This window comes from Facklamia sp. P12945 (genome assembly GCF_050409485.1).
Lineage (GTDB): Bacteria > Bacillota > Bacilli > Lactobacillales > Aerococcaceae > Facklamia.
Map to the genome: position 1 here is coordinate 1 of NZ_JBNUPJ010000021.1, position 26,998 is coordinate 26,998.

Sequence of the window (26,998 nt, forward strand, 5' to 3'; positions counted from 1 at the left end):
TTTGCCCCCTATCTTTTATAAGTGTAAACCCGATTCTTGACTAAAGAAGGTGAAGAAATCCCCTATTTTTTGTTAAAGCCTAGTAACCTACTTTTCCTTCTAAATACCCTTCAATCACTTTCATTTTCAATTCAGAAGCCTATTTTTAGACATAAAAGGACCCCCAAAAGTTAGTTTTTAACTCGAACTTTTGGGGTCAATTCATAAGAATAGTTTTGAGTTAGTTTTTAATTTGTAGAACAAACTCCATACTTTTTAATAAAGTAGTAAAGAGCTCCAATTCTTCCAGCTTCATTACTATACTTTGCAGCTAGGATAGCTTTAGGCAGAAAAATATTATTTTCAATTTTTGCAGCCAATTTTTCTAAAATAATTGGTAACAATATTTTATGTTGATTCATAATACCGCCTCCTAAAACAATGTACTCTGGATTTATCAAATAAATAATTGGAAGTAATCCTTCTGAAAAGTTTTCAGCAAACCAGTTAATTGTTTCGATTGCGGCTGGATGATTAGTTTTATAGGCTTCAAAAATTATTTTTCCATTAGTATTACTTTCTCCAGTGAGCTGTTCAAAGTATTGACGCATAGCAGTCGTCGATGCTACATCTTGAAATCTTTTACCATTAACAGGTAAGTAACCAACTTCGCCGGCAGAAAAACCTTCTCCATGATACAATTGACCATTAAGGATTAAAGCCCCGCCAACACCCGTGCCAATAGTCAAACAAACTAATGAACAATTGCGTGCAAAAGCTCCAATTGAAAATTCAGCAAAAGCTGCCGCATTGACATCATTTAGAACAACACAAGGTAAATCAAAGTGATGGTTAATGGCTTGCTTAAAATCAGTTCCTACATAGTCAGGAATTGTATAACCTGCATAAACTATCTTTCCTTGTTCAGGATCGACTACCCCTGCTGAAGAAATAGCAACACCCTCTAACTTTTTGTTGATTTGCTTAAGACTTTTAATCGTTTCACCAACTAAATTTAAAACATATTCCATAATATGATTTGATTTTTTTAAGGAATCTATCGGTGTTTCCTCTTCTTTAAAATAATTAAAAGAATGCCCCTTCTCATCATAAACATCACTTTTTATCGTTGTACCGCCAATATCAATCGCTAGTATATGCATTTTTTCACTTCCTCTTATACAAAATTACAGTGATAGAAATAATATATCTTATTCTATTTTTAGAGTAGTCATCATTTAATGGCCTTATTACTAATTATTCCTTTTTTTCCTTACCTACCACCTTAAAAATAGGGAAAAGACGCTTAGCCCTTTCCCTACTTAAAATGTTACACAGTTCATATTTCCCCTTAAAAACAGCTTTTTTAATTGTTTCTATCTGTTCAACAATTTTGAATATCTTCACGATCAAAAACTAAGATTTGTCCAGGCTGAATGATTCATTCCGATAATGGTTGAGCGTGAGGTTTTTGCCAGCCATCCTTTTCTACATAATCTTTTCATTGAACATTTCCATTAAAGTTATGCCAAATTTTTTCCTGACCTTTAGTAGGAACAAATACATCAAGATAGCTAGGATAACTTTGCCAAACTCTATGGTCATCTGTCGTAATCTCCTATTCTAAGATATTAAAATAAAAGTCATCGGAAATCATATGGGGCCAAGCTGGCAATCACTTAAGTCATTATTTTCTTTTAAAAGTTAATGACTCTTAGTATAGCTTCTCGCTTGATTTGATCTATTTGATTTAAATCATAAAGTTTCATTAATGTCTTACCAACCAGTCATTATTCGCTTTAATCTCAGAAATATCATAGACAGTGGTGAATTTTGGAGCAGTCGATGTCTCATCTTTAACCATTATCGATACAAGATAACCGACAATTAAAGATACGCCTATTGAAATAAGCGAATAAACCCAAATGCTTACCTTTTCTGCAGGAAGACCGTATTTAATGAAAATCATTACTAAACTTGAAACAATGAGTGCAGCATAAGCACCAATTTTGTTAGCTTTTTTAGAGAATACCCCTAGCATAAAGACTCCACCTAGAACCCCTAAAACGAGTCCCATGAATCCATTAAACCATTCATAGGCTGATTTAATATCAGAGTGTGCAAGAATAATTGAGATAATAATGGAGAAAATTCCAACGCCTAAAGAAATCCAACGCGCAATTTGAGTTCGTTTGGCGTCATCTAAATTCTTAGAAATCACCTCTTGTATGTCCAATGTCCATGAGGTAGCGACAGAGTTCAAACCTGTCGATAGAGTTGATTGACTGGCAGCAAAAATAGCTGCTAAAAGAACACCGGTAATACCAACTGGTAAACGATAGGCTATATAGTAAGTAAACACTTGATCTTGAGCTACTAAAGCGCCAGGATCACTCGGATTTTGTAATTGATAATAAGCGAATAATCCCGTCCCAATAAGATAAAACATAGTCGCAATAAAAATAGATAAGACACCATTGGTAAACATCATTTTATTCAATTTTTTAATATCTTGAGTGGTAGTGAACCGTTGCACGATATCCTGACTTGAAATATAAGATGACAGTGTATTAAAGCCAGCGCCAACAACTAGTAAAAAGATAGAAGATTTTAAAAGGTTCGGATCAAAAATCGGTTCGTTAGGGGCAATAAATTTGTCTTTAGCTAACAAATTCATGATTGGTTGGAAACCGCCGTCTAAGTCCTTGACTAAAAAGCCTAGAGTCACAGCAACACCTACTAACAAAACAGATCCTTGAATAAAATCGGTCCATAAAACTGATTTAATCCCACCAGTATAAGAATAAATAATCGCAATTACACCCATTACCACAATTAGCCAATTGACTGAGATTCCAGTTAATGTGGCTAAAGCAGCAGAGGGTAGATACATAATAATAGACATACGACCAATTTGATAGATAATGAACAAAATAGCACCGATTGCTCGCAAAAGTCTAGAGTTAAACCGTTGCTCTAAATAATCATAAGCAGTATCAATATCCATTCTGGCATAAATAGGCAGGAAAAATTTTATAGCAAAAGGAATTGCAATAATCATCCCTAATTGCGCAAACCACAATAGCCAAGTTCCCTTATAGGAGTTACCTGCTAAAGTCATGAAAGAAATCGGACTTAACAAGGTTGCGAAAATAGAAACCGAAGTTACATACCAAGGGATTGAGCCATCTCCTTTGAAAAACTCTTTACCAATCATATCTTTCTTAGAAAACAGTAATCCAGCAAACAAAACAGCTACTAAATAAATAACTAAAATAATAAAATCGATTGTTGTAAAGCCTTCTTGTGCCATAGTTAAACTCCTTTTCAATTTCACATGCTTCGTGAAGCATAACGCTATATAAAATATTCTTTAATTACCTAAGTCTTTTTAATTAATTATAAATAATTTTTAAAAATTCGTTCTGCTTCTTCTTTTTGGTCGGCTGTCATCGAAGCCATCGGTTTACGACTTAAAAACTCCCCTTTATTCGCACCCTGTAATTGTAAAATACTTTTAAGAGTTGGATATAAACCGTTTGCTAGCACTGCTTCAATTAAATCATTACTCTCATTTTGTAGCTTAAGTGCTTTCTCATGGTTGCCCTCATTGACAGCTTCTAAAATGCCACGAGCTCGCAAACCATTTACGTTATATGTCGATCCGATTGCTCCATCAACATGATAGATAGCAGCTGGATAAAGCATCTCATCAAAACCTGAATAGATTAGTACATCTGGAAACGCTTTACGTAATCGTTCTAATAAGAAAAAGTCTGCAGCAGTAAACTTAACACCAACAATATTGTCTAATTCAAATAATTCCTTAAATTCTGCCATCCCCATATTAATACCTGTAAGAACTGGGATTGAATAAATAATTAAGTCATTATCAACAGCTTCTGTAATATCTTTATAATATTGTTTAACCTCAGCGAATGAAAACTTATAATAAAAAGGAGTTACTGCTGAAATTGCGTCATAATCCAAATCTGTCGCAAATTTACCGAGTTCAATTGCTTCATAAACATTGGGACCACCAACTTGTGCAATGAGTTTCACTTGGTCTTTCACTTCATCTTTAACAATTTCAAAAATTTGTTTTTTAATGGCCATATCTAATAAGAAATTTTCACCAGTTGAGCCTCCTACATATAGCCCTGCTACCTTCATATTATCAATATTATGACGGACTACTTGACGTAGCCCTGCTTCGTTAACTTTGCCCTTTGAATCAAAGGGTACCAAGAGGGCTGAGATAATACCTTTGATTTCTCTAGCTGTTTTTTTTGTCATTTTATTTCCCCCTATTAATCTATTGGTTATGAATAGCTTCGACAAATTTTTTTGTAATTAATTGAGGTCTAGTGATAGCTGAACCAACTACTACACTATATACCCCAAGCTCTAAAACGTGTCTTACTTTTTCAGGAGTATCAATATTACCTTCAGCAATAATTGGTTTATTGATTGTTTCAACCGCTTGACGGATGAGTTGAAAATCATTGCTTTCTATCTTATCTTTCTTACTTTGTTGAGTATAACCTACCAAGGTTGTACCAATATAATCAAAACCAATTTGTTCAGCCATTTTCATTTCTTCTAAGGTTGAACAATCAGCCATCAGCTTTTGTTGGGGATACTTTTCTTTAATCTTTACCATTAAATCACTTAATGATTCCCCGTATGGCCTCGTAGATGCAGTTGCATCAATTGCTATGATTTCCGGCCTTGCTTGCATTAACTCATCCACTTCAGTCATCGTAGGTGTAATAAAAGCATCAGCTCCATCATAAACCCGTTTAATAATGCCAATAATTGGCAAATCGACTTGTTCTTTAATTGCTTTAATATCTTCAACTGAATTCGAACGAATACCTTTAGCTCCACCTTCTTTAGCAGCTAAGGCCATTCGTGACATGATAAAAGAACTGTGCAAAGGTTCATCTTCTAAAGCTTGACAAGAAACAATTAATTCCCCTTTTATTCCTTCAATCATTCAATAACCTCCTTTATCAAAGCGCTTTCTAATTTAAAATTATACACATCACTTTGTAGCATTTCAATATTTTATGAAAAGACAGTGAGTTTTCTGAAAACAAAAACTTTTATTATACTTATTTAAAAAGATTTTAATTGATTATTTATCATAAAAGTAGCTTACTTACATTCTCTAAAAGGGGTTGGTTCAAAATGAAAATTAATATTGCTTTATAGTAATAAGAAAAACCCATCTTTGAATTCTCAAAGATAGGTTTTTATGAACCGTTATTCTTTTATTCTTCATCCATTTGTAAGACAGCCATGAAAGCTTCTTGTGGAATTTCAACGTTACCGACTGATTTCATCCGCTTTTTACCTTCTTTTTGTTTTTCTAATAACTTCTTACGACGGGAGACATCTCCACCATATAATTTAGCTGTAACATCTTTTCGATAAGCCTTAATGGTTGTTCGTGCGATGATCTTATGTCCAATAGCTGCTTGGACAGGTACTTCAAACATTTGACGTGGGATAATCCCTTTTAGTTTTTCAACTAAAGCACGACCGCGATTATAGGCAAAATCTTTATGCACTATAATCGAGAAGGCATCAATGACATCAGAATTAAGTAAAACTTCTAATTTTACTAGATTAGACTCTTTATAGCCAATTAATTCGTAATCTAAGGAAGCATAGCCTTTGGTTGATGATTTCAACTTATCGAAGAAATCATACACAATTTCAGCCATTGGTAGTTCATAAATTACATTTACCCGGAAATCATCCAGATAATCCATCGTAATAAAGTTACCACGCTTGCGTTGAGATAGTTCCATTACAGCGCCCACATAATCATTTGGTACCATAATAGTCGCTTTTACATAAGGTTCAAAAATCTTATCAATCTCTGTTGGATCTGGCATTTCAGATGGGTTGTCAATCAAAAGCTCTTCCCCATCCGTCTTTTCAACACGGTAAATAACTGACGGAGCAGTGGTAATTAAATCAATATCAAATTCACGCTCAAGTCTTTCTTGAATAACATCCATATGCAGTAAACCTAAAAAGCCTGTTCGGAAACCAAAGCCTAGGGCTTGCGATGTTTCTGGTTCAAAGTGTAAAGAAGCATCATTTAATTGTAACTTTTCAAGTGCTTCCCGCAAGTCATTATAATCGGCCGAGTCAACCGGATAGAGACCGGCAAAAACCATTGGATTTAATTTGCGGTAACCATCCAAGGCCTCCTCAGCAGGATTATCCGCTAGGGTTATAGTATCTCCTACACGGGTATCTTGAATGGTCTTTATACCTGCGGTTAGATAGCCAACATCTCCTACCATCAAGAAGTCTCTTTTGAGAGGACTCGGTGAGAAGATTCCAACATCAATCACTTCAAACTCTTTACCATTACTCATTAGACGGATGGTGTCACCTGGTTTGACCATACCATTCATCACTCGAATATTTAAAACAACCCCACGATAAGCATCATAAGCAGAGTCAAAAATAAGAGCCTGTAAGGGGTCTTCTATATCTCCCATTGGTGCAGGAACTTTCTCAACTATTTGCTCTAAAATCTCATCAATACCGATGCCTGACTTGGCAGAAGCAAAAACCGCTTCTGAGGCATCGATGCCGATAATATCTTCAATTTCTTTTTGAACCCTTTCAGGATCGGCTGAAGGCAGATCGATTTTATTAATAACAGGCAATATTTCTAAATCATTATCCACTGCTAAATACACATTAGCCAAGGTTTGGGCTTCAATTCCTTGTGCTGCATCGACTACTAGAATGGCTCCTTCACAAGCAGCCAAAGATCTTGAAACCTCATAAGTAAAATCGACGTGACCAGGGGTATCGATTAAATGGAAAATATAATCAATGCCATCTTTAGCCCGATAAGTCAGTTCCACTGCATTCAATTTAATGGTAATTCCTCGTTCTCTTTCCAAGTCCATGGAATCTAACAATTGCTCTTGCATATCACGATCAGCCACTGTATGTGTTTGTTGTAAAATACGATCAGCTAGTGTGGATTTACCATGGTCAATATGCGCAATTATCGAAAAATTACGGATTCTTTCTTGTCTATTCTTCATTTCTTCTATATTCACTTGACTTCACTTCCTTTTCAAGCCTCTTATCAATAGCTAAGGTCTATCTTATCAAAAATGAGTGATTTTGAATAGTTTTCTTTCACTATGGTATTTTAATAAATGAACTACTCAATAAAATCTTTATTTATTCTTTAAAATTTCCTATCTAGAAGCTAATCAATCTTATTTTGATTCCAATTGATTTAAAACTTTTCTAAGCAAGTAAAAAGCATCAGAGCATATTGAATACCCTGATGCTAGCCTATTTTTATTCACCATGAAAAATATCACGCATCTTATTAAAGAAGCCACCTTCTTGCTCTTTAACATTAGCACCCATTTCTTTAGCTAACTGTTTAAATAATTCATGCTGTTTGTCAGTCAGTTTAGAAGGAGTAACGACTTTAACCGTTACTTGTTGATCTCCCGTATAACCTGAGCGAACACTCGGTGCTCCTTTGCCTTTTAAGCGGAAAGTGGTCCCTGTTTGTGTGCCAGCTGGAACCTTTAACTTCACCTTACCATGTACCGTTGGAACTTGGATTTCATCACCCAAGGCCGCTTGAGAGAAAGTGATGGGTAGCGTGTAATAGATTTCCGTACCATCTCGTTTAAATTCCTTACTTGGTTCAACATGGAAAACTACATAAAGGTCTCCATAAGGTCCACCATTTGAACCCGCCTCACCTTGACCTGAGAGGCGAATTTGATTACCTTCTTCAACACCTGCTGGCACAGTCACTTTAACAGAATGACTAACGGATTCTATACCAGAACCATGACAAGTGGTACATTTTTCTTTAATTTCTTTACCTGTCCCACCGCAGACATCACATGTGGTTTGCGTCATCACACGACCAAAAGGAGAGTTTCGTTCTACCTGAATAGTCCCTGTGCCATGACACTTGTGGCAAGTAACGGGCTCAGTGCCTTCCTTGGCACCTGTTCCGTGACAGGTATGACATTCCTCATTACGATTATATTTTATGGTCGTTTCTTTACCAAAAATAGCCTCTTCAAAGGTTAAATTAATACGATATTGTAGGTCATTACCCTTACGAGGAGCATTGGCTCTTCGTCCTCCTCCAGCAGATCCACCAAAGAAAGTATCAAAGATATCTTCAAAGCCAAAGCCTGCACCACCAGAGAAGCCACCAAAACCACCACCGCCAAAGCCGGCTCCAAAGTTAGGATCCGTTGAAGCATGGCCGTATTGATCATAAGCAGCCCGCTTTTGACTATCACTTAGGACCTCATAAGCTTCTGCAACTTCTTTAAACTTTTCGTCAGCTCCTGCATCTTTATTAATATCCGGATGGTATTTTTTGGACAGTTTACGATAAGCCTTTTTAATGTCAGCATCACTGGCATCGCGAGATACACCTAAGACATCATAATAGTCTCTTTTATTTGCCATTTTGTCCCTCCTTACACATTTTAATTCTCCTGATAAAAGACAAGAGTCGAGGACTTAGCCTAGACTCTTGCTAAAGTATGTCTTAATTACTCGTCGACTTCTTCAAAGTCAGCATCGACAATATTATCATCAGAAGATGATTGAGCATCAGAGGCATCTGTTTGATTTTCTTGAGCAGCTTGAGCTTGTTGAGCAGCTTGCTCGTAAAGTTTAACGGATAGATTTTGAATCACTTCATTTAATGCATCACGTTTTGTTTTCATTTCTTCTAAATCATTTGCTTCAACAGCTGCTTTCAATTCATCACGAGCTGTTTCTGCTTTAGTCAATTCATCTTCAGAAATGTTATCATTATCTTTCAATTCATCGATAGTCTTATTAGTTGTAAAGATCATTTGATCGACTTCGTTGCGTAAATCAGCTTCTTCACGACGTTTCTTATCGGATTCAGCATTTGCCTCAGCATCTTTAACCATACGTTCGATTTCTTCATCGGATAAACCTGAAGAAGATTTTATAGTAATCGTTTGTTCTTTTTGAGTACCTAAATCTTTGGCTGAAACGTTCACAATACCGTTTTTATCAATATCAAAGGTAACTTCAATTTGTGGAATGCCACGAGGTGCTGCTGGAATATCAGTTAATTGGAAACGACCTAAAGTCTTATTATCTGCTGCCATTTCACGCTCACCTTGTAAAACGTGAACATCTACTGCTGGTTGATTGTCAGCTGCTGTAGAGAAGACTTGTGATTTAGAAGTTGGGATAGTAGTGTTACGGTCAATTAATTTAGTGAATACACCACCCATTGTTTCGATACCAAGTGATAATGGCGTAACATCTAATAGAACGATGTCTTTAACATCACCAGAGATAACGCCACCTTGGATAGCTGCACCCATAGCAACTACTTCGTCTGGGTTAACCGATTTGTTAGGATCTTTTCCAGTTTCTTTCTTAACGGCTTCTTGTACAGCAGGAATACGTGTCGATCCTCCTACCAAGATTACTTCGTCAATTTCAGATTTGCTTAAACCAGCATCTTTCAAGGCTTGACGAACTGGCCCTTTAGTTCTTTCTACTAAGTCATGCGTTAACTCATCAAATTTAGCACGAGTTAAAGTTGTTTCTAAGTGTAATGGCCCATCAGCTGTCGCTGTAATAAATGGTAAGCTGATTTGTGTAGAAGTCACACCAGAAAGATCTTTCTTAGCTTTTTCTGCAGCGTCTTTCAGGCGCTGTAAAGCCATTTTATCTTTAGAAAGGTCAATAGAGTTTTCTTTTTTAAATTCTTCAACTAAGAAGTCGATAACTTTATTATCAAAGTCATCTCCACCTAGTTTATTATCCCCTGCTGTAGATAATACATCAAATACGCCATCGCCTAATTCAAGGATTGAAACGTCAAAAGTTCCTCCCCCTAAGTCAAAGACTAGGACTTTTTCTTCAGCATCGGTTTTATCTAAACCATACGCTAAAGCTGCAGCGGTTGGCTCGTTAACAATACGTTCAACTTCTAAACCTGCAATACGTCCAGCATCTTTAGTTGCTTGACGCTGAGCATCGTTAAAATAAGCAGGAACAGTGATAACTGCTTTCTCAACCTTATCGCCTAAGTAATCTTCAGCAAATGATTTCAAGTGTTGTAAAATCATAGCTGAAATCTCTTGAGGTGTATAGCTCTTACCACCCATTTCAGTCTTAAAGTTATCTTCTCCAATATGACGTTTGATGGAAGCTACTGTGTCAGGGTTTGTAACTGCTTGACGCTTAGCTACTTCACCCACTTGAATCTCATTATTTTTGAAAGCTACTACAGATGGAGTGGTACGGTTTCCTTCTGGGTTAGTAATAATCTTTGCTTCTCCACCTTCTAAAATGGAAACAGCAGAGTTTGTTGTACCTAAGTCAATACCTATAATTTTAGACATATAATCTACTCCTTTAAAAATTTATTTTGGTTAAAACTAAGTGCTTAATAATTAGGCGGACACAATTACCATGGCCGGGCGAATGATGCGATCATTAAGGATGTATCCTTTTTGTAGAACATTCACTACAATATCAGTGTCTTGTCCTTCAGCCGCTGGTTGGGTGGTTACCGCTTGATGATAATTTGGATCGAATATTTCGTTTAAGGGATTGATCACTTCAATTTTTTCTTCTTTAAATGCTTGTAAGATTTGATCATACACCATTTGGATCCCTTTGTGGATTGCTTGACTCTCTTCTGAACTTGCTTTGATTTGCAAAGCGCGTTCAAGATTATCAATAGCATCTATTAATTTATTAGCTAAAGATTGAGATCGATATTTAGCAGCTTCTTGTCTTTCACGACTATTAGATCGTTGCATATTAGCAATTTCAGCCTGTAGACGTAAATTTCGATCCTCCAAATTCTGAATACTTTCTCTTAATTCATCTTCAATGGAAGAAACTTCCTCTACTGGCGCTGCTTCAGTTTCTTCATTTACATCATTTACATCATTATTCAGACTATCCTGATTTTTTTCTGCTGAACTTTCAATGACTTCATCTTCTACTAACTTTTCTTTTTCATCGTTAAGTTCTGCAGAAGATTGCTTGTCATTCCTCTTTTTATTTTCTTCTGTCACTTGATGACCTCCTTTATTGATTAAATTCTTTTAATATCTGCTCCATAAGGACAATCATGCGTGAATAATGCATCGTCGAAGGTCCTAAGATACTTAAAGACATTTTGCTTAAGTCTTGTGTGAAGGTTCCCGTCACTAAAGATAAATGACGCATCCCTTGCGGAGCAAACTCTTGTCCGAAAAGAACTTCGATTCCATCTTGACGTTGTTCAAAGAGATCAAATAATTCATTCGATCCATCAATCAAATTGAATAATTTTTTGTATTCATTGTTGGAATAACGCTGATCCAAACAATCAAAAAGATTATTCTTGCCAGAAACAAAATAACGCGTTCCTTTAACTTGTTGAATTGACTTCTCAACTAAAGGAGAAAAATCAATCGAAGTTGACAATTGTCTTTGCATAATCATCGGAATAGTTAATTTAGTCCGCTGATAAGCATCTTCTAATGTAATACCTCGCAATTCTGAATTAAGAATTGAACGCATTTGACGTAAATCATCATCCTCAACCGGATATAAGGTTTGGAACATTTTATTTTCCACATGTCCTTGATCCGATAATAAAATAGCCATTATTTGATGGTTACTTAAAAGCACTAACTTAAAGTCAGCCACTCGATGCTCTTCATTATTCTGTCCAAAAACCAAGCAAGGTAATCCAGTTAATGAGACCAATAAATCCGCAGCAATTTTCGCCATCTTAAAATTCTCTTGTCGGCGATTTAAGAAGATTTCGCTAACTGCTTTGAGATCTGCTTCATAGGATTGCTCCCATGAATCATTCTCAATTTTAGTGATCAGACGATCTACATAATAACGATAGCCTTCATAAGAAGGTATTCTACCACTTGATGTATGTGCCTTAACCAGAAAGCCGTTTTTTTCTAAAACAACCATCTCATTCCGAACAGTTGCCGGACTTATATCAAGAAAACTCTCCTTGAGTAAAGTCTTTGACCCGATTGGTGCCTCTAAATTTGCATAAAGGCGAACAATTAATTCTAAGATTTGGTGTTGTCTGGCTGTTAATATGATCAATCACCTCACATTATTAGCACTTATTCATACCGAGTGCTAACTGTCTCTATCTTACTATCCTCCATCACCTTTGTCAAGGGATTATGCCCATAAAATTAAAAAAATTAGCACTCTCAATTCGAAAGTGCTAATTATGTCTATCGATCCTTGATTATTTAAAGTAAGCCCGTGTGTGGTCTTGATCCTTTTCAAGTTGATTAATCAAACCTTCAATACCATCAAATTTAATCTCTCCACGCAAGTAATGATGCCACTTAATACGAACCTTTTCCCCATAAATCATGCGGTCAAAATCTAAAATATAAACTTCAATGGAGAGTTCTTTCACATCATCAAAGGTAATATTATATCCAATAGATGCCATGCCCATATACCATTGGCCTTGAACACAAATTTCGACAATATACACCCCTATGCCAGGTGTTAACTGACCATAATCCATTGCCACATTCGCTGTCGGAAAACCTAGTTTTCTCCCTCTTTTTAAGCCATTGATGACAAGTCCTCTGGTTTCATAAATGTAACCTAATTCTTGATTAGCTAAATCAATATTACCATTTGATAGCTGGTATTGAATTTCACTTGAAGAAATCTTATGGTCACCGATTGTCTTTTTAGGAATTTCGCTAATTTTAAAGCGTCCCTGGCTGTGGTCGACTAAAGTTTGCATATTAGCTATCTCTTTCAGACCGTAGGTATAGTCAAAACCTGCCACCACATGAACGGCATTCAAATTAACCATGTAGCTGTCCACGAACGCTTGTGGACTCTGAGCTCCCATGGCTGAAGTGAACTCAGCAATATATAAAATATCTACTCCATTAACCTCCATCAGTTCTATTTTACGAGGGTTATCACTTAAATAAAAGTAGTGATTCGGATGGATCTGTTGATAAACAAGACGAGGAGTATGGTTAAAAGTTAAGACAGCTAAAGGGACTTGATAATGATCTGCTAATTCACGCCCCTTTTTGATAACTTCTTGATGGCCTAAATGAACACCATCAAAAAAGCCTAGAGCTAAAACGACTGGTTGGTCATATAGTTGTTCTTGATCGTAAGGATGTGCTAAATAAATTGTCTGCAAGGCTTAAACTCCTTCCATTGGAAACATCTTAATAGGTTTTATTAAATTCTCTTTGCTAGGATGTGGGCCGTAAATTGCTAACAAACGGTCTTGATAAAATAAGGCAGTTGGTTCAATAAGCCTGACATTAAAATAATTAATGTCTAAAACTTTTCCATGTTTAATGTCTGTAAACTGTTCTGGATTTAGTTGGATTTTTGCATAGTCAGAAACTGCCGTTTCAATGGGGTGAACAGCTGTATTTAAGGAGTCTTTTTCTGCTAATTGCCTTAATTCATCTAAGCGATAACTATCCGCTTGACGATAACCCGCTGCTTGAGTTCGCACTAATTGGGACATGTGGCTAGGATATCCTAATAACTTACCGCAATCTACCGCTAAGGTTCTGACATAGGTCCCTTTACTGCACTTTACTTCAAAGGAGAAAGTTTGCCTTTTTTCACTGGTGTGATATTGTGACGGAGCTAAACGCTTGAAGTAGTCGATAGATACTTGACGTTCAGGCCTTTCTACTTCAATACCTGCTCGGGCATATTCATAGAGTCTTTTCCCTTTGACCTTGACCGCCGAGTAATAAGGAGGAATCTGGCTGATTTTGCCTGTTAATGAAGCCATAGCTTGATCAATAACTTGATCATCAACGGCTTGTTCTACTAATTTCTTTGCAATAACTTGTCCCTGGGCATCTTCCGTATCGGTGGCTTGACCTAAAGTGACTTCTCCTTGATAGATCTTTTTGCTATCCATTAGTATTTCAACTAACTTGGTTGCCTGTCCTAAACAGACAACTAAAACGCCCTCAACTTCAGGATCCAAGGTCCCACAATGGCCTACACGCTTCATTTGAAAAATCTTACGCATTTTAAATACTACATCATGACTCGTCATGCCCTTTTCTTTCCAAACAGCGACAATTCCGTTCATTCAAGCCAACCCCTTTATTAATAACAATTATGATTATACTTTAATTGGCACTTGCTTCCAAGCAAGATTCTTAATTCTACAAGAATAAAAGAGCTGTTTTACCGCCTCTCATTTAATGAGAGCAGTGAAAAAACAGCTCTTGATTTGTGAAAACTTAAGATTATTGCTCCGTCTGAACTGAGCTTGCTTCATCAAAAGATTCAGATTCATGCAATTGATTTAATAATGAATCGATTCGACTACCATAGTCTACTGATTGGTCTCTTTCAAATTTAACTTCAGGAACCTTATAAAGACTTAAACGACTTCCAAGTTCCGAGCGAACTTTACCTGTTATTGCTTTCAAACCATCACTTGTTTTTTGTCTTTCTCCGGCTTTATCACTTAAAGTAGAATAAAAAATTGTAGCATTTTGTAAGTCGCCTGTAAGCTCTACATCAGTAATAGTAACCCCTTCAACACGAGGGTCTTTAATCTCTTTTAGAAGAATATCATTAACTTCTCGCATTATTTCTTGACGAACACGTCCTATACGATATTTAACCATTTCATACTCCTTTATTTACGTTCAACTTCGACCATGCGATAGGCTTCAATAATATCATCGACTTTGATATCATTATAGCCTTCTATCATAATTCCACATTCTAATCCTTTGTTTACTTCTTTAGCATCATCTTTAAAACGTTTCAAACTGGCTAGATCTCCTTCGTAAATAACGATGTTATCACGTATCAAGCGTACCTTGCTCGTGCGTTGAATGAAGCCATCTAAAACAAATGAACCAGCGATGGTGCCTAATTTAGAAACAGAATAGGTTTCACGTACTACTGCTTGCCCTGTTACTTCCTCAACATACTCAGGGTCCAGCATTCCTTTCATAGCTGTTTCAATTTCATCAATTACATTGTAAATAATATTATGGAGACGAATATCTACTTGCTCTTCTTCTGCTTGTTGTTTTGCTTGAGGAGTTGGTCGAACATTAAATCCTACCACAATTGCTGATGAGGCATTAGCTAAAGTAATATCAGCCTCATTAATTGCTCCTACCGCCTGATGGACAATATTAACTTTTACTCCCTCCACATCTATTTTCATCAATGAAGCAGCTAATGCTTCTACTGAACCTTGTACATCTGCTTTTAGGATTACGTTAACTGATCTTAACTCACCTTCTTGTAAGGTTTCGAAAAGATTATCCAAAGTAACTTTCTTCTTAAGGTCTCTTTGTTGTTCTTGAGCCTTCTGAGCTCTTTCTTCTCCAACTTGACGAGCTGTTTTTTCATCTTCAAAGACCACAAACTGGTCTCCTGCTTGAGGAGCATCATTCAAGCCTGTAATTTCCACCGGCATGGATGGACCAGCTGAGCGAATACGACGCCCTTGATCATTGACCATTGTTCTTACTCTACCATAGGTGTTACCCACAACAATTGGGTCCCCTATATGTAGGGTACCATGTTGAACTAATAAAGTCGCAGTGGCACCGGTAGCTTTATCTAAGCGCGCTTCAATGACTGAACCTAAAGCTAAACGGTCTGGGTTAGCTTTTAATTCTTGAACTTCTGAAACCAGAAGAATCATCTCTAATAACTCATCCAAATTAGTCCCGTATTTAGCTGAAATATTAACAAAGATATGTTCGCCACCCCAGTCCTCAGAAATAATACCATGTTCAGATAATTCGGTCATTACCTTATCTGGATTGGCTTCAGGTTTATCAATTTTGTTAATCGCTACAATTATCGGTACATCTGCAGCTTTGGCATGATTAATCGCTTCAACCGTTTGAGGCATCACGCCATCATCTGCTGCAACAACAATAATTGTAATATCAGTCACATCTGCACCACGTGCACGCATGGTTGTAAAGGCAGCATGTCCTGGCGTATCAAGAAAAGTGATTGGCTTATCATTTAAAACAATTTGATAGGCACCAATATGTTGAGTAATTCCACCAGCTTCTCCTTCAGTTACTCTCGAATGGCGGAAGGAGTCCAAGAGACTGGTTTTTCCGTGGTCAACGTGACCCATAATTGTAACAACTGGTGGACGAATGCTTTGATTATCATCAGCAGCAGCTTCTTCAAAATAATGATCTAAGTCTGAAACTTCAACAACAACTTTTTCAATAGGTTCAACGCCATATTCTAAACAGATAATTTCAATCACTTCTTTAGAAAGTGCCTGGTTTTGATTGACCATTACCCCTTGTAGCAATAGTTTTTTAATAATTTCAGTTGCATCTCGGTGGAAGCCTTTAGCAATATCTTGTACATTCATTCCTTCAGTATAGTAGAACGCTTCTGGAAGGTCTTTATGCTTACGAGCTGTTAAGCCTTTAGACTCTTTTTGATAGTTACTATTTTGCTTACCACGACGGCCACGACGGCGATCGCCACGACTTCTTTTGGATCCACCAGTGGATTTATTTGAAGAATTACTTTGATTGCTTTGATTTGCTTTTTGACCTTCTACAGCTTGTTTACTATCAGTTGATTTCTTTTGCTTAGAAGCTGCCTTTTCATTAGGATTTTTAGACTTAGTGTTAGGGTTTGTATTATGACCTTGTGCTTGAGAATCTTTTTGAGAAGAAGGCTTTTTAGAAGCTTTCGACTTGTCTTCATCCTTGCGCTGCTTGGCATCTTTGTGTTGATTGTTTTTTTGATTTGATTCTTTAGTAGCTTCCGTCTTCTTAACATCCTTTTTGGTTTGTTTACCACTAGTCTTCTTATTTTGTAAAGCTTTCTTTAATTGTTCTTGTTGTTCTTGCGTTACCGAGGACATATGGCTATTAAATTCAAAACCATTATTTTCAGCAAGCACTAAGACTTCTTTTGAAGTCATATTGTTTTGTTTAGCAAATTCATATATACGAATAGTACTCATACAAACACCTTCCTATCTTGTATTATTGATTATTCATTGTATTTTCTCCTGTCACATAAGATAAAAATTTTTCAGCCATTCCTCGATCGGTTATGCCGCAAATTGTGCGTGATTTGCCGATTGCATGGCTGATTTGATATTTTGTAAAACGATGATTAATGGCTATTTTTTTTTCACTAGCCAAACGATGGTAGCGATCACTAGTGGAATCACTGGCATCAATCGCTAAAATCAAAAGTTTAACTTTTTTGTTCTTTGTGGCTTTAGTGACTAAATCGTCACCGGAAATTAACTTAGAGGCTCTTTGAGCCAAACCTAATAAATTGAGTTGTTTTTCTTCTGGGCTCATAGTAGTTCTTTTCGCGCCTTTTGGTGGTCTAGAAAGCGATAAAGTTCTTGATAAAACTCTTTATCAATCTCCATTTCAAATGTTCGATTAAAAACTTTTTTCTTTTCCGCTTGTATGGCTAACTCTGGATCCAAGGAGATATAGGCTCCTCGTCCATTCTTTTTACCAGTTGGGTCTATTTCAATGGTACCTTCTGGGGTTCTCACAATACGGATTAAATCTTTTTTGGGATGAGATTCACCAGTAACAACACATTTGCGCATGGGAACTTTTCTTTTTTTCGCTTGGCTCATTTCCATCCTCCTTTGATGTTAATAAATTAAGTGCTTATTCTTGCTCTGATTCTTCAGTTTCTTCAAACGCTTGCTCCAGCTCTTTATCAAGTGATTCCTCTGCCGATTCACGATATTCTAAATCAGCTTCTGCTGGATCGTCATCTAACTGGCTGGAAGTCTCTTGAAGCATTTCTTCAAGATTATCTAAATCCTCTGCAAGATTTAATTCTTCTTGTCCAGTTGATTCAACTGCTTTTTGTTCAATTAAATATTCTTGATAGCTAGTCTCAGACTTAATATCAATCTTATAACCAGTTAAACGAGCTGCTAAACGAGCGTTTTGTCCTTTTTTACCGATGGCTAAGGATAACTGATAATCTGGTACCACAACAATACAAGAATGATTATCTTCATCAAACACAACATTAATCACTTCTGCTGGATTCATAGCATTTTTTATGAAGGTAGAGGGGTCTTCATCCCATTGAATGATATCCATATTCTCACCATTTAATTCATTGACAATACTTTGAACTCGAGATCCTCTCGGACCAACACAAGTTCCAACTGGATCAATATTAGAATCACGCGAAGAAACTGCAACTTTCGAACGGTCGCCCGCTTCACGAGCAATTGAGATTATTTCCACAACACCTTCGTAGATTTCCGGAACTTCTTGCTCAAATAATCTTTTAAGGAAATCAGCATGTGAGCGTGAAACAACAATCTGTGGCCCCTTGCTAGTTTTATCTACCTTGACTACGTATACTTTTACCCGTTCATCCATTTGAAATTGCTCAGTTGGAATCTGTTCACTAGCCGGCATTATGGCTTCAACTTTACCTAAGTTCACATAAACATTGCGAGCATCTGAACGTTCGATGATTCCTGTTAAAATTTCATCTTGATGCACAATAAATTCATCATAAATAATATCTCTTTCAGCCTCACGTATTCTTTGCATAACGACATGTTTAGCGGTTTGAGTAGCAATTCTTCCGAAATCTTTAGGAGTCACTTCAAATTTAATCTTGTCTCCTATTTCATAGGCACGATTAATCTTCAAAGCTTCTTCTAGAGAAATTTCTAAAGTAGAATCATAATTGATATCCACAACTTCCTTAACTGAATAAACTTTAATATCGCCGGTTTCTTCGTTAAAAACAACTTCCACATTTTGTGCTTGATCATAATTTTTTTTGTAGGCCAAAATCAAAGCAGACTCTAAAGCTTCTTTAATAACTTCAGGCTTTATCCCTTTTTCTGCTTCAAGAACCTTCATGGCATTTACTAATTCTTTGCTCACACTTAACTCTCCTATCTCATCTTGCTAAAACTTAACAGCAAGTCTTGCCTTAGCGACACCCTTCTTATTAATTTCAAGTTCTTTAGTGACTGTTTTAATTGGAACCTTCAATAGATAATAATCCTCCGTCACATCTAAAAGAACGCCCTCATGTTGTTTTTCACCGTATTGAGGGGCATAGTAATCAAAGTGGACATATTCACCAATGGCTGACCGAATTTGATCTTCATTTTTCAAAGGTCTTTCAGCTCCTGGTGAGGAAACTTCTAAAAAGTAAGCTTCCGGAAAAGGATCTGGTTGCATAGTGTCTAAAACTTCAGAAATTTTTTCTGAAATTAAAGCACAATGATCTAAATCAATGCCCCCTTCCTTATCAGCATAGATACGGAGAAACCAATGCTTTCCTTCTTTTAGATATTCAATATCAATAAGTTGACAATCTAAGGATGCGATAATTGGCTCCACTAGCGGCTGAACTTTGTCTATCACAATACTCATCAATTCACCTCTTCATTTTTATTTTGGTTGAATAATAAAAGAGCGAGCGTTTCCGCCCACTCCTCCTCGAATAATTTGCTAAATAGAGTATATCATATTATCTATTCATCAACAAGTTAGAAGAGTGACAGCTGGTCTTCATCTGGTAAATCAGCTAAAACACCATTCTCTTCTAAATATTCCATAATTGTTTTCGAAACTTTACCACGTTTTTGTAAGTCTTCTTTAGAAATAAAGGCTGCTTGCTCTCTAGCTTCTACAATCGATTTAGCGGCCCCTATTCCCAAACCAGGAATTGTTCTAAAAGGAGGGATCAAACTCTCGCCATCGATAATAAATTTAGTGGCGTCTGATTTTTCCAAATTAATCATTTGGAAAGTTATCCCTCTTTCTAGCATTTCATTCGCTAGTTCTAAAACAGTTCGCAAGCTATTTTCTTTTACTGAAGCATCCATTCCCTTGGCCATAATTTCTCTTAAGCGATGTTTAACCATTTCCTTGCCTTGATGCATGGCAATGATATCAAAGTCTGATGCCCTTACCGAAAAGTAAGCCGCATAATAGAATTTAGGATAGTGAACTTTGAAGTATGCCACCCTCAGTGCCATCATGATGTATGCAGCCGCGTGAGCCTTAGGGAACATATACTTAATCTTCAGACAAGAGTCGATATACCATTCTGGAACATTATTCGCTCGCATTTCAGCTTGCCAGTCATCAGGAATTCCTCTTCCTTTACGAACATGTTCCATTATTTTAAAGGCTAAGGAATCTTCTAATCCATATTGCATCAGTGTCACCATGATATCGTCACGACAACCAATTACCTTAGCTAAGGGTACAATATTCTTTTGAATCAACTCCTCAGCATTGCCCAACCAGACATCCGTACCGTGCGATAAACCAGAAATTTGTAACAACTCCGCAAAAGTTGACGGCTTGGTCTGAGTCAGCATCCCTCTGACAAAACTGGTCCCAAATTCTGGTACCCCTAAAGTACCTGTATCAGAAAAAATTTGCTCTTTTGTGACACCTAAGACTTCAGGACCTGAGAACAAAGACATCACATCAGGATCAGAGAATGGAATATCTTGAGGATCAATACCTGAAATATCCTGTAAGAAACGTATCATGGTCGGATCATCGTGTCCTAATATATCTAATTTCAGCACATTATCATGAATAGAATGGAAGTCAAAGTGAGTCGTGCGCCATTCTGAATGAATATCTTCGGCTGGAAATTGTATAGGCGTAAAGTCATAAACATCCATATACTCAGGAATAACGATAATCCCACCTGGGTGTTGGCCGGTTGTTCGTTTCACCCCTTCAATTCCTTTAGCCAAGCGCTCTTTTTCAGCTTGAGGCACTTGGGTCATGGTATTTTCAAGATAACCCTTCACATAACCAAAGGCCGTCTTTTGTGCAACGGTGGAGATAGTCCCCGCACGAAAGACATGGTCTTCTCCAAATAAAACTTTAGTATAAGCATGAGCTTGCGGTTGATATTCCCCAGAGAAGTTAAGATCAATATCGGGTACCTTATCCCCTTTAAAACCTAAGAATGTCTCAAACGGTATATCCTGTCCGTCTCGCTTTAAATCTTTACCACATGATGGACAGGCTTTAGGCGGTAGATCAAAACCTGATCCAACTGAGCCATCCTTAAAAAACTCGTTGTAATGACAATCCGGACAGTAATAATGTGGCACTAAAGGATTAACTTCGGTTATTCCAGTCATTGTCGCTACAAAACTAGAACCTACGGATCCCCTTGACCCAACTAGATAGCCGTCTTGATTGGATTTTAGAACCAGCTTTTGCGAAATTAAATAAATAACGGCAAATCCATTAGAGATAATCGAATGTAATTCTTTTTCCAATCTTTTTTCAATTAATTCTGGTAAAGGATTTCCATACATTTCGTAGGCCTTGCCATAGGCCAAATCACGAATTTTTTGATCAGAGCCTTCAATATTTGGTGTGAATAGTTTTGAGTGGATCACTTCAATGTCGTCTTCGACCCAATCGGCTATTTTATTCGAATTAGTTACCACTAATTCATAAGCCAAATCTTCTCCTAAGAAAGAAAACTCTTCTAGCATCTCATTAGTCGTTCTAAAATGGAGTGGTGGGAAATGGAGGTCGCGATTAGCATTGCGTTTTAAAGACTTGAGTAATATTTCACGGTAAATCGAATCCCGTTCTTCTAGGTAGTGAACATCTCCAGTAGCCACTAGTAACTTGTTATGTTCATTGGCTAGCTTAACCATTCCTTGCATGATCTTAAATAAATCTTCACGAGATCTAATCAAGGTTTCTTCAATCAGGGTGTCATAGACAGAAGGGGGTTGAATTTCTAAATAATCATAATATCCTACTAATTCACTAGCTTCTTGATAACCCTTCTGCATCAAGGTTGTAAAAACTTCTCCATTGGAGCAAGCGGAACCGACAAGTAAATTTTCTCGATACTGATTTAAGACAGACCGTGGTATTCTGGGTTCGCGATAAAAATACTCCACATTGGAAATAGAAATCAGTTTAAAGAGATCTTTGAGACCTGCTTGATTTTTAGCAATTAAAGTAGCATGAAAAGGTCTTATCTGTTTATATGCATCACCTTTACCCATCTCTTTATTCAACAGATTATGGTGGGTCATTTGATATTGCTCATTGGCTTGTTCTAGTAACTTAAACAAGATATGACCCGTTGTTTCCGAGTCATAAATAGCTCGGTGGTGTTGTTCTAAAGTTACACCGTAACGCTTGGCAAGATTGTTCAATCGGTGTCCTTTTATATTAGGGTTTACCAACCTTGATAGGGCAAGTGTATCAATCACTGGTAAATTATTCATAGCTATGCCATGACGCACATAGGCTTGATTAATAAAGCCCATATCAAAGGAAGCATTATGTGCCACCAAAATGGTGTCTTGTGTAAATGCTAAAAATTTGTCTATTACTTCTTTTTCACTTGGTGCATCTTCTAGCATAGCATCGGTAATGCCTGTCAGTTCTGTTGTAAAGGATGAAAGTGGATGACCAGGATTAATAAAGGCCTCGAAAGTATCAATTACATTCCCCTTGTGCATTTTAACAGCAGCTAATTCAATCATACGATCATAGACAGAGGATAATCCGGTCGTTTCCACGTCAAAAACAACATAATTAGCTTCTGAAAGATCATGATCACTTTCATTATAAGCAATAGCTTCACCATCATTAACAATATTAGCTTCAATACCGTAAATCACTTTAATATCGTTTTCTTTACCCGCATAATAAGCTTCTGGGAAAGCTTGAGCACCAGCGTGGTCGGTAATAGCTATAGCTGAATGTCCCCATCGAGCCGCTGTTTTAATATAATCTGAAACACTATTGGTCGCATCCATTTGAGACATATTAGAATGTAAATGGAGCTCTACTCTTTTTTGACCTTCAAAGCTATCTTGACGTTTTTTAGGATTTAACTTACGAATCGAACGAGGCCTAAAATCTAGTTCACCAGAATAATTATCTGGGACCATATCCCCTTCCATTCTCAGCCAGTCTCCTACTTGAAACTGATGAATTTGCTCCTTAGTTAAGCGTCGTCCAGAAATTAATTTGACAGCCACAGAGGAAGTATAATCCGTCACTTTCATGATGGATAAAATTTCTCCCGATCGTAAATCACGGATATCATTGGCGAAGACATAACCTTCGATTACTTGTTTGTATTGATTTTCTAGCAAATCAATAATAGGAGTAGCTGTGATATTAGGGATGTCTTTTCCTACTGGCTTAATTTCACTAATATTGACTGATTGTTTCTGCTTTTCTTGTTTTTTCTCTTCATTTTCAATCGCTTCTAGTAGGTTTTGATGATCCAATTCTTCTAAACGCTGTTTAGTTGTTAAATGAGTGGCATCGCTTAAGGATTGATCAACATAGTAAATGATTTTTATTCCTTTAAAGCCTACTTGATCAAAGTGTCTTTTAATTATGTGATCGTATTTATTATCAAATGTATCTACTTGACTCTGACTCGCTAAACCTATTTCAAATAGTTTTGTACTTGCATCATAAGAAATGGAGGCATCTTGTAAACAAACTCTTAAAAAAGGTGTCTCATTCATAATAACAGTTTTTATTTTTTCCCAATAATCCTCAATTAACTGAAGATTATCAGTTTCAGCCTTATCAAAGTGCCACCATATTTCGGTTTCTACTATTTGAGCAAAAGCCTGTCGCATAGTAGTTAGTAATAAGTAATAGAGGTCTGGGTGAATCCGCTGTGGGAATCTCAAATGAAAAATCCAGCGTTGGCTGTCTGCTAAAACTTCCACTTGCTCAATTTGACCTCCTGCTAATGCACTTAGAATGTCTGGATCTGTAATGTTTAGTTGCTCCAATAAAACATCGAATAAAGTTTTTTCTTTGCTCATATGAATCCTTTCTTTTTACTTGTGTCGCATTTAATTTTACAATGCATCACTTAAAAAAACCCGTAAAAGACAGGGATTTTGTTCCTAGAAAAATGCTCGCATAATGTCATTCCAAGTAACTGCAATCATCAAAATCAATACTAAAACAACCCCTACCATGGTAACTAAACCTTCTTTTTCTTGGCTGAGAGCTTTACCTCTAACTAATTCAATTAAGTTCAGGACAATTTTCCCTCCATCTAATGCCGGTATCGGTAATAAATTAACAATTCCTAGATTGGTGGATAAGGAGGCAAGAAAAGCAACCATATCGATCAAGCCTTCATTAGCAACCGTGCTAGTTGCCTGAGCCATTGCCACAGGTCCTCCTAACATATTTAAATCAAAACCACGTGAAAATAATGTGGCTAAGGCCGAAAGGACCATGATGAAAGTTCGATAGGTAGCTGTAAAACCAAAAAACAAACGATCTTTAAGCGATGTCGATTGACTGACGGTAATTCCTAACGAACCATATCCCAATTCATTCTCCTCCAATTGGAGTTCTTTTTTAATGACTTGGTCTTGTCTTTGAATTTCTAATCGCACTGTCTCTTTAGGGTATTGGGCAATTAAATCCACTAAGCCTTGCCAATCTTTGGTCTCTTCTTCATTAACTTTAGTGATTCGATCCCCAGCTTGCAAACCAGCTCCTGCAGCAGGACTGCCCTCAACCACTTGACCTATTTGATTGGTAGTGGTAGGAATTCCTGGAAGCATTAAACCGACTATCGCAAAAGCAACAATCGATAAGATAAAGTTATTAAGTGGCCCACCAAAATTAGTGAGAATCTTATGCCAAACTGGAACTGATTCATAACGCGTTGCTAAGGGGGCTACACGAATAATGGTTCCATCTTTTTCAATGATTTCTGCTTGAGGATGGACATGATAAGTTTTAAGATAATCTTCCCCTTGTTCATAAACTTCAAGAGTCATCTCATTTACCAAATCGGCCTTATCTAATCGAACAGGTAGTTCATTGATATCACTAGTCTCACTAAGGTTAATTTTAATAACCTTATTTTGTTCATTGAAAGTTAAACCTAAAAATTGTCCCGGTTGAACTTCAGCTTCTTCATTTAAGCCAGCTAAACGAACATAACCTCCCATTGGTAAAGCACGAATAGTGTAGGTTGTCCCATCTTCGGCTTGTTTTGAAAAGATTTTAGGTCCCATCCCTAGTGAAAATTCTCTCACTAAGATGCCTGCTTTTTTAGCCCAATATAAGTGCCCAAACTCATGAATAATCACAATAATCGAAAAGATAATTAAGAAAACTAAAACTGTTTTTAACATCGCTTACTCCATTTCTAATTAAACACCTAAAAAGTTATTCCATACAACAAACATGATGCTGGCAAATATTGTTGAATCAAAACGATCCAATACTCCCCCATGTCCTGGAAGTAATTTGCCCGAATCCTTCACACCAAAGTCTCTCTTATAGGCGGATTCTACTAAATCACCGAACTGACCAGCTATAGAGATAAGAATGGTTAAAAAGCCAAGATATTGTGGATTTTTTATTTCAACCGTAAAAAAGAGACTGTAAATACTAGCGACTACAAAAGCGGTTGCTACGCCACCCAAAGCTCCTTCTACTGTTTTGTTAGGACTTATTCTGGGAGCCAGCTTATTCTTCCCATACTTTCTACCTATTAAATAAGCTCCAGTATCCGTTGACCAAATCACCAAAAGAACATATAGAATAGTCGTTAAACCAAGGTCTCTAATCATTATTAAATAACGAAAGCCAAAACCTATATAAAGCGAAGCAAAAATTAAAGTGGATGCATCTACAAAATTAAAACGTTGATAATTATAAACCGTCAAAATCAACAATAACATTCCTGCTAAATAAAAAATCATCAAGGGGTCTGCCTCAGAAAAAATAGGACCAAAATATTTCTCTGGTAAGAGGACCGAGGCTAAGGCTAAAGTTGATATTAAGCCTATTTCATTTAAATAATCGATTTTTTTCATCTCAGCCATTTCGTACAAGGCTATTGCACCCAACAACATTATACAATAGCTAAACCATTTCCCACCCAAGATGACAAATGGTAGATAAATAGAGATCCCAATAATTGCTGTAATGATTCTTTGTTTCATTTTGATCCCTACTCCTTTCTAACATTTAAGAGATTTTACCGAATCTTCTCTGTCTTTCACTATAAGCTGCAATCGCTTGATCAAAGTCTTCAGTTGAAAAATCAGGCCATAAGACCTTTGTAAAATAGAATTCACTATAGGCTAATTGCCATAATAAGAAATTGCTGAGTCTTAATTCACCAGAAGTTCGAATCATCAAGTCTGGATTTGAGTATGAAGCAAGATCTTGAGTCATTAGAGACTGATCAACTAATTCTTCGGTAATTTCTTCTGGCTTTATTTCATTTTTTAAAACTGCCTGACTAATACTTTGAATGGCTTGGACTATCTCTTGACGTCCACCATAATTTAAAGCAATGTTTAAAATCAATCCACTATTATCCTGCGTTTTTTCTACTGCTCGATCTAAGATTTTCTTAGTTTCTTCAGGTAAACGATTAGCATTACCAATATAGGTAACTTTAACATTATTTTCCATTAATTGAGGCATGAAGGATTCAAAAAAGTCTTTTGGCAAAGACATTAAGTAATCCACTTCATCCTTGGGACGCGACCAATTCTCTGTAGAAAAAGCATAAACCGTTAATACCTTGATTTTAAGTTGATGTGCACGAATAGTAATTTTTTTGATGGTCTCGACTCCCTTTTTATGCCCCATTACTCGAGGTAAAAAACGCTTTTTAGCCCAGCGACCGTTACCATCCATAATAATTGCAACATGGTTAGGGATCTTCATATTATCTAAATTCATGGTTGTTTCCTTTCAGTAGCATAAATACCTTTTAATTATAGCAGAAAGAAATTGTATATTAAAAGAAAACTAGAAGAAGTTGTTTAATCATAAAATTCTAGTCATTCATAATAAAAAATCAAGTCAAGACTTCTTGACTTGATTCAGACTGTAGACAAAGTCCTTTAAATCACCAACCTATGGTGATTTAGAGGGCT

The 26,998-nt window shown here is 36.7% G+C and carries 21 protein-coding genes; all 21 read right to left on the bottom strand.

All coding sequences use genetic code 11. The features are described 5' to 3' along the window. Positions 1-227: 227 nt before the first annotated feature. Positions 228-1,142 (bottom strand): ROK family protein, encoded by a 915-nt coding sequence (locus ACQV2X_RS07280; RefSeq protein ID WP_428894379.1) that lies wholly within the window; start codon positions 1,140-1,142, stop codon positions 228-230. Between the two features lie 605 nt (positions 1,143-1,747). Next, positions 1,748-3,292, bottom strand: coding sequence for a sodium:solute symporter (locus tag ACQV2X_RS07285; protein ID WP_428873955.1), 1,545 nt, complete (start codon positions 3,290-3,292; stop codon positions 1,748-1,750). A gap of 86 nt (positions 3,293-3,378) precedes the next feature. Continuing rightward, positions 3,379-4,275 (bottom strand): N-acetylneuraminate lyase, encoded by an 897-nt coding sequence (locus tag ACQV2X_RS07290; protein ID WP_428873954.1) that lies wholly within the window; start codon positions 4,273-4,275, stop codon positions 3,379-3,381. Positions 4,276-4,294: 19 nt separating this feature from the next. Beyond that, positions 4,295-4,978 (bottom strand): N-acetylmannosamine-6-phosphate 2-epimerase, encoded by a 684-nt coding sequence (locus ACQV2X_RS07295; RefSeq protein WP_428875318.1) that lies wholly within the window; start codon positions 4,976-4,978, stop codon positions 4,295-4,297. Positions 4,979-5,255: 277 nt separating this feature from the next. Beyond that, entirely contained in the window at positions 5,256-7,079 is a 1,824-nt protein-coding gene (gene lepA, locus ACQV2X_RS07300; RefSeq protein ID WP_428873951.1) for a translation elongation factor 4, read from the bottom strand. A 250-nt stretch (positions 7,080-7,329) separates the two neighbouring features. After that, entirely contained in the window at positions 7,330-8,478 is a 1,149-nt protein-coding gene (dnaJ, locus tag ACQV2X_RS07305) for a molecular chaperone DnaJ (protein ID WP_428873950.1), read from the bottom strand. Between the two features lie 86 nt (positions 8,479-8,564). Beyond that, a complete protein-coding gene (gene dnaK / locus ACQV2X_RS07310) occupies positions 8,565-10,409 on the bottom strand; it encodes a molecular chaperone DnaK (RefSeq protein WP_428875319.1) in 1,845 nt (614 codons plus the stop codon). Positions 10,410-10,460: 51 nt separating this feature from the next. Further along, positions 10,461-11,093 carry a nucleotide exchange factor GrpE gene (gene grpE / locus ACQV2X_RS07315; RefSeq protein WP_428894380.1) on the bottom strand — a complete coding sequence of 211 codons (633 nt, stop codon included), beginning with the start codon at positions 11,091-11,093 and terminating at the stop codon, positions 10,461-10,463. Positions 11,094-11,106: 13 nt separating this feature from the next. Beyond that, positions 11,107-12,135, bottom strand: a complete 1,029-nt coding sequence (gene hrcA, locus ACQV2X_RS07320) for a heat-inducible transcriptional repressor HrcA (RefSeq protein WP_428875320.1) — start codon at positions 12,133-12,135, stop codon at positions 11,107-11,109. Between the two features lie 151 nt (positions 12,136-12,286). Next, a complete protein-coding gene (gene ribF, locus ACQV2X_RS07325) occupies positions 12,287-13,222 on the bottom strand; it encodes a riboflavin biosynthesis protein RibF (RefSeq protein ID WP_428894381.1) in 936 nt (311 codons plus the stop codon). Between the two features lie 3 nt (positions 13,223-13,225). Continuing rightward, positions 13,226-14,146 carry a tRNA pseudouridine(55) synthase TruB gene (truB, locus tag ACQV2X_RS07330; RefSeq protein WP_428894382.1) on the bottom strand — a complete coding sequence of 307 codons (921 nt, stop codon included), beginning with the start codon at positions 14,144-14,146 and terminating at the stop codon, positions 13,226-13,228. Between the two features lie 160 nt (positions 14,147-14,306). Next, the gene (gene rbfA, locus ACQV2X_RS07335; RefSeq protein WP_428873944.1) at positions 14,307-14,693 is read right to left on the bottom strand and encodes a 30S ribosome-binding factor RbfA; all 387 of its coding nucleotides are present in this window, start codon (positions 14,691-14,693) and stop codon (positions 14,307-14,309) included. A gap of 11 nt (positions 14,694-14,704) precedes the next feature. After that, the gene (infB, locus tag ACQV2X_RS07340) at positions 14,705-17,038 is read right to left on the bottom strand and encodes a translation initiation factor IF-2 (RefSeq protein WP_428876532.1); all 2,334 of its coding nucleotides are present in this window, start codon (positions 17,036-17,038) and stop codon (positions 14,705-14,707) included. A 22-nt stretch (positions 17,039-17,060) separates the two neighbouring features. Beyond that, positions 17,061-17,387, bottom strand: a complete 327-nt coding sequence (locus tag ACQV2X_RS07345) for a L7Ae/L30e/S12e/Gadd45 family ribosomal protein (protein ID WP_428873942.1) — start codon at positions 17,385-17,387, stop codon at positions 17,061-17,063. Beyond that, on the bottom strand, positions 17,384-17,680 hold the full coding sequence (gene rnpM / locus ACQV2X_RS07350; RefSeq protein ID WP_428873941.1) for an RNase P modulator RnpM: 297 nt from the start codon (positions 17,678-17,680) through the stop codon (positions 17,384-17,386). Before rnpM ends, ACQV2X_RS07345 begins: the two co-directional genes overlap by 4 nt. A 34-nt stretch (positions 17,681-17,714) precedes the next feature. Further along, entirely contained in the window at positions 17,715-18,968 is a 1,254-nt protein-coding gene (gene nusA / locus ACQV2X_RS07355; RefSeq protein WP_428894383.1) for a transcription termination factor NusA, read from the bottom strand. Positions 18,969-18,992: 24 nt separating this feature from the next. Beyond that, positions 18,993-19,466 carry a ribosome maturation factor RimP gene (gene rimP / locus ACQV2X_RS07360; protein ID WP_428873939.1) on the bottom strand — a complete coding sequence of 158 codons (474 nt, stop codon included), beginning with the start codon at positions 19,464-19,466 and terminating at the stop codon, positions 18,993-18,995. 116 nt (positions 19,467-19,582) lie between these two features. Next, positions 19,583-23,896 (bottom strand): PolC-type DNA polymerase III, encoded by a 4,314-nt coding sequence (locus tag ACQV2X_RS07365; protein ID WP_428894384.1) that lies wholly within the window; start codon positions 23,894-23,896, stop codon positions 19,583-19,585. Between the two features lie 84 nt (positions 23,897-23,980). Next, positions 23,981-25,234, bottom strand: coding sequence for an RIP metalloprotease RseP (rseP, locus tag ACQV2X_RS07370; RefSeq protein ID WP_428894385.1), 1,254 nt, complete (start codon positions 25,232-25,234; stop codon positions 23,981-23,983). A gap of 18 nt (positions 25,235-25,252) precedes the next feature. Beyond that, positions 25,253-26,050: a phosphatidate cytidylyltransferase gene (locus ACQV2X_RS07375; RefSeq protein WP_428873936.1), complete on the bottom strand. Its 798-nt coding sequence runs from the start codon at positions 26,048-26,050 to the stop codon at positions 25,253-25,255. Positions 26,051-26,075: 25 nt separating this feature from the next. Further along, a complete protein-coding gene (locus ACQV2X_RS07380; RefSeq protein WP_428894386.1) occupies positions 26,076-26,801 on the bottom strand; it encodes an isoprenyl transferase in 726 nt (241 codons plus the stop codon). Between the last annotated feature and the right edge of the window lie 197 nt (positions 26,802-26,998).

What these genes read in the sequence shown, in the direction of transcription:
- ACQV2X_RS07295 (WP_428875318.1), bottom strand. Translation starts at nt 4,978, where the DNA reads ATGATTGAAGGAATAAAAGGGGAATTAATTGTTTCTTGTCAAGCTTTA.
- ACQV2X_RS07365 (WP_428894384.1), bottom strand. Translation starts at nt 23,896, where the DNA reads ATGAGCAAAGAAAAAACTTTATTCGATGTTTTATTGGAGCAACTAAAC.
- dnaJ (WP_428873950.1), bottom strand. Translation starts at nt 8,478, where the DNA reads ATGGCAAATAAAAGAGACTATTATGATGTCTTAGGTGTATCTCGCGAT.
- dnaK (WP_428875319.1), bottom strand. Translation starts at nt 10,409, where the DNA reads ATGTCTAAAATTATAGGTATTGACTTAGGTACAACAAACTCTGCTGTT.
- ACQV2X_RS07380 (WP_428894386.1), bottom strand. Translation starts at nt 26,801, where the DNA reads ATGAATTTAGATAATATGAAGATCCCTAACCATGTTGCAATTATTATG.
- rseP (WP_428894385.1), bottom strand. Translation starts at nt 25,234, where the DNA reads ATGTTAAAAACAGTTTTAGTTTTCTTAATTATCTTTTCGATTATTGTG.
- truB (WP_428894382.1), bottom strand. Translation starts at nt 14,146, where the DNA reads ATGAACGGAATTGTCGCTGTTTGGAAAGAAAAGGGCATGACGAGTCAT.
- rbfA (WP_428873944.1), bottom strand. Translation starts at nt 14,693, where the DNA reads ATGGTTAAATATCGTATAGGACGTGTTCGTCAAGAAATAATGCGAGAA.
- ACQV2X_RS07290 (WP_428873954.1), bottom strand. Translation starts at nt 4,275, where the DNA reads ATGACAAAAAAAACAGCTAGAGAAATCAAAGGTATTATCTCAGCCCTC.
- ACQV2X_RS07345 (WP_428873942.1), bottom strand. Translation starts at nt 17,387, where the DNA reads ATGAGCCCAGAAGAAAAACAACTCAATTTATTAGGTTTGGCTCAAAGA.
- ACQV2X_RS07280 (WP_428894379.1), bottom strand. Translation starts at nt 1,142, where the DNA reads ATGCATATACTAGCGATTGATATTGGCGGTACAACGATAAAAAGTGAT.
- ACQV2X_RS07285 (WP_428873955.1), bottom strand. Translation starts at nt 3,292, where the DNA reads ATGGCACAAGAAGGCTTTACAACAATCGATTTTATTATTTTAGTTATT.
- rnpM (WP_428873941.1), bottom strand. Translation starts at nt 17,680, where the DNA reads ATGAGCCAAGCGAAAAAAAGAAAAGTTCCCATGCGCAAATGTGTTGTT.
- infB (WP_428876532.1), bottom strand. Translation starts at nt 17,038, where the DNA reads ATGAGTACTATTCGTATATATGAATTTGCTAAACAAAACAATATGACT.
- ACQV2X_RS07375 (WP_428873936.1), bottom strand. Translation starts at nt 26,050, where the DNA reads ATGAAACAAAGAATCATTACAGCAATTATTGGGATCTCTATTTATCTA.
- rimP (WP_428873939.1), bottom strand. Translation starts at nt 19,466, where the DNA reads ATGAGTATTGTGATAGACAAAGTTCAGCCGCTAGTGGAGCCAATTATC.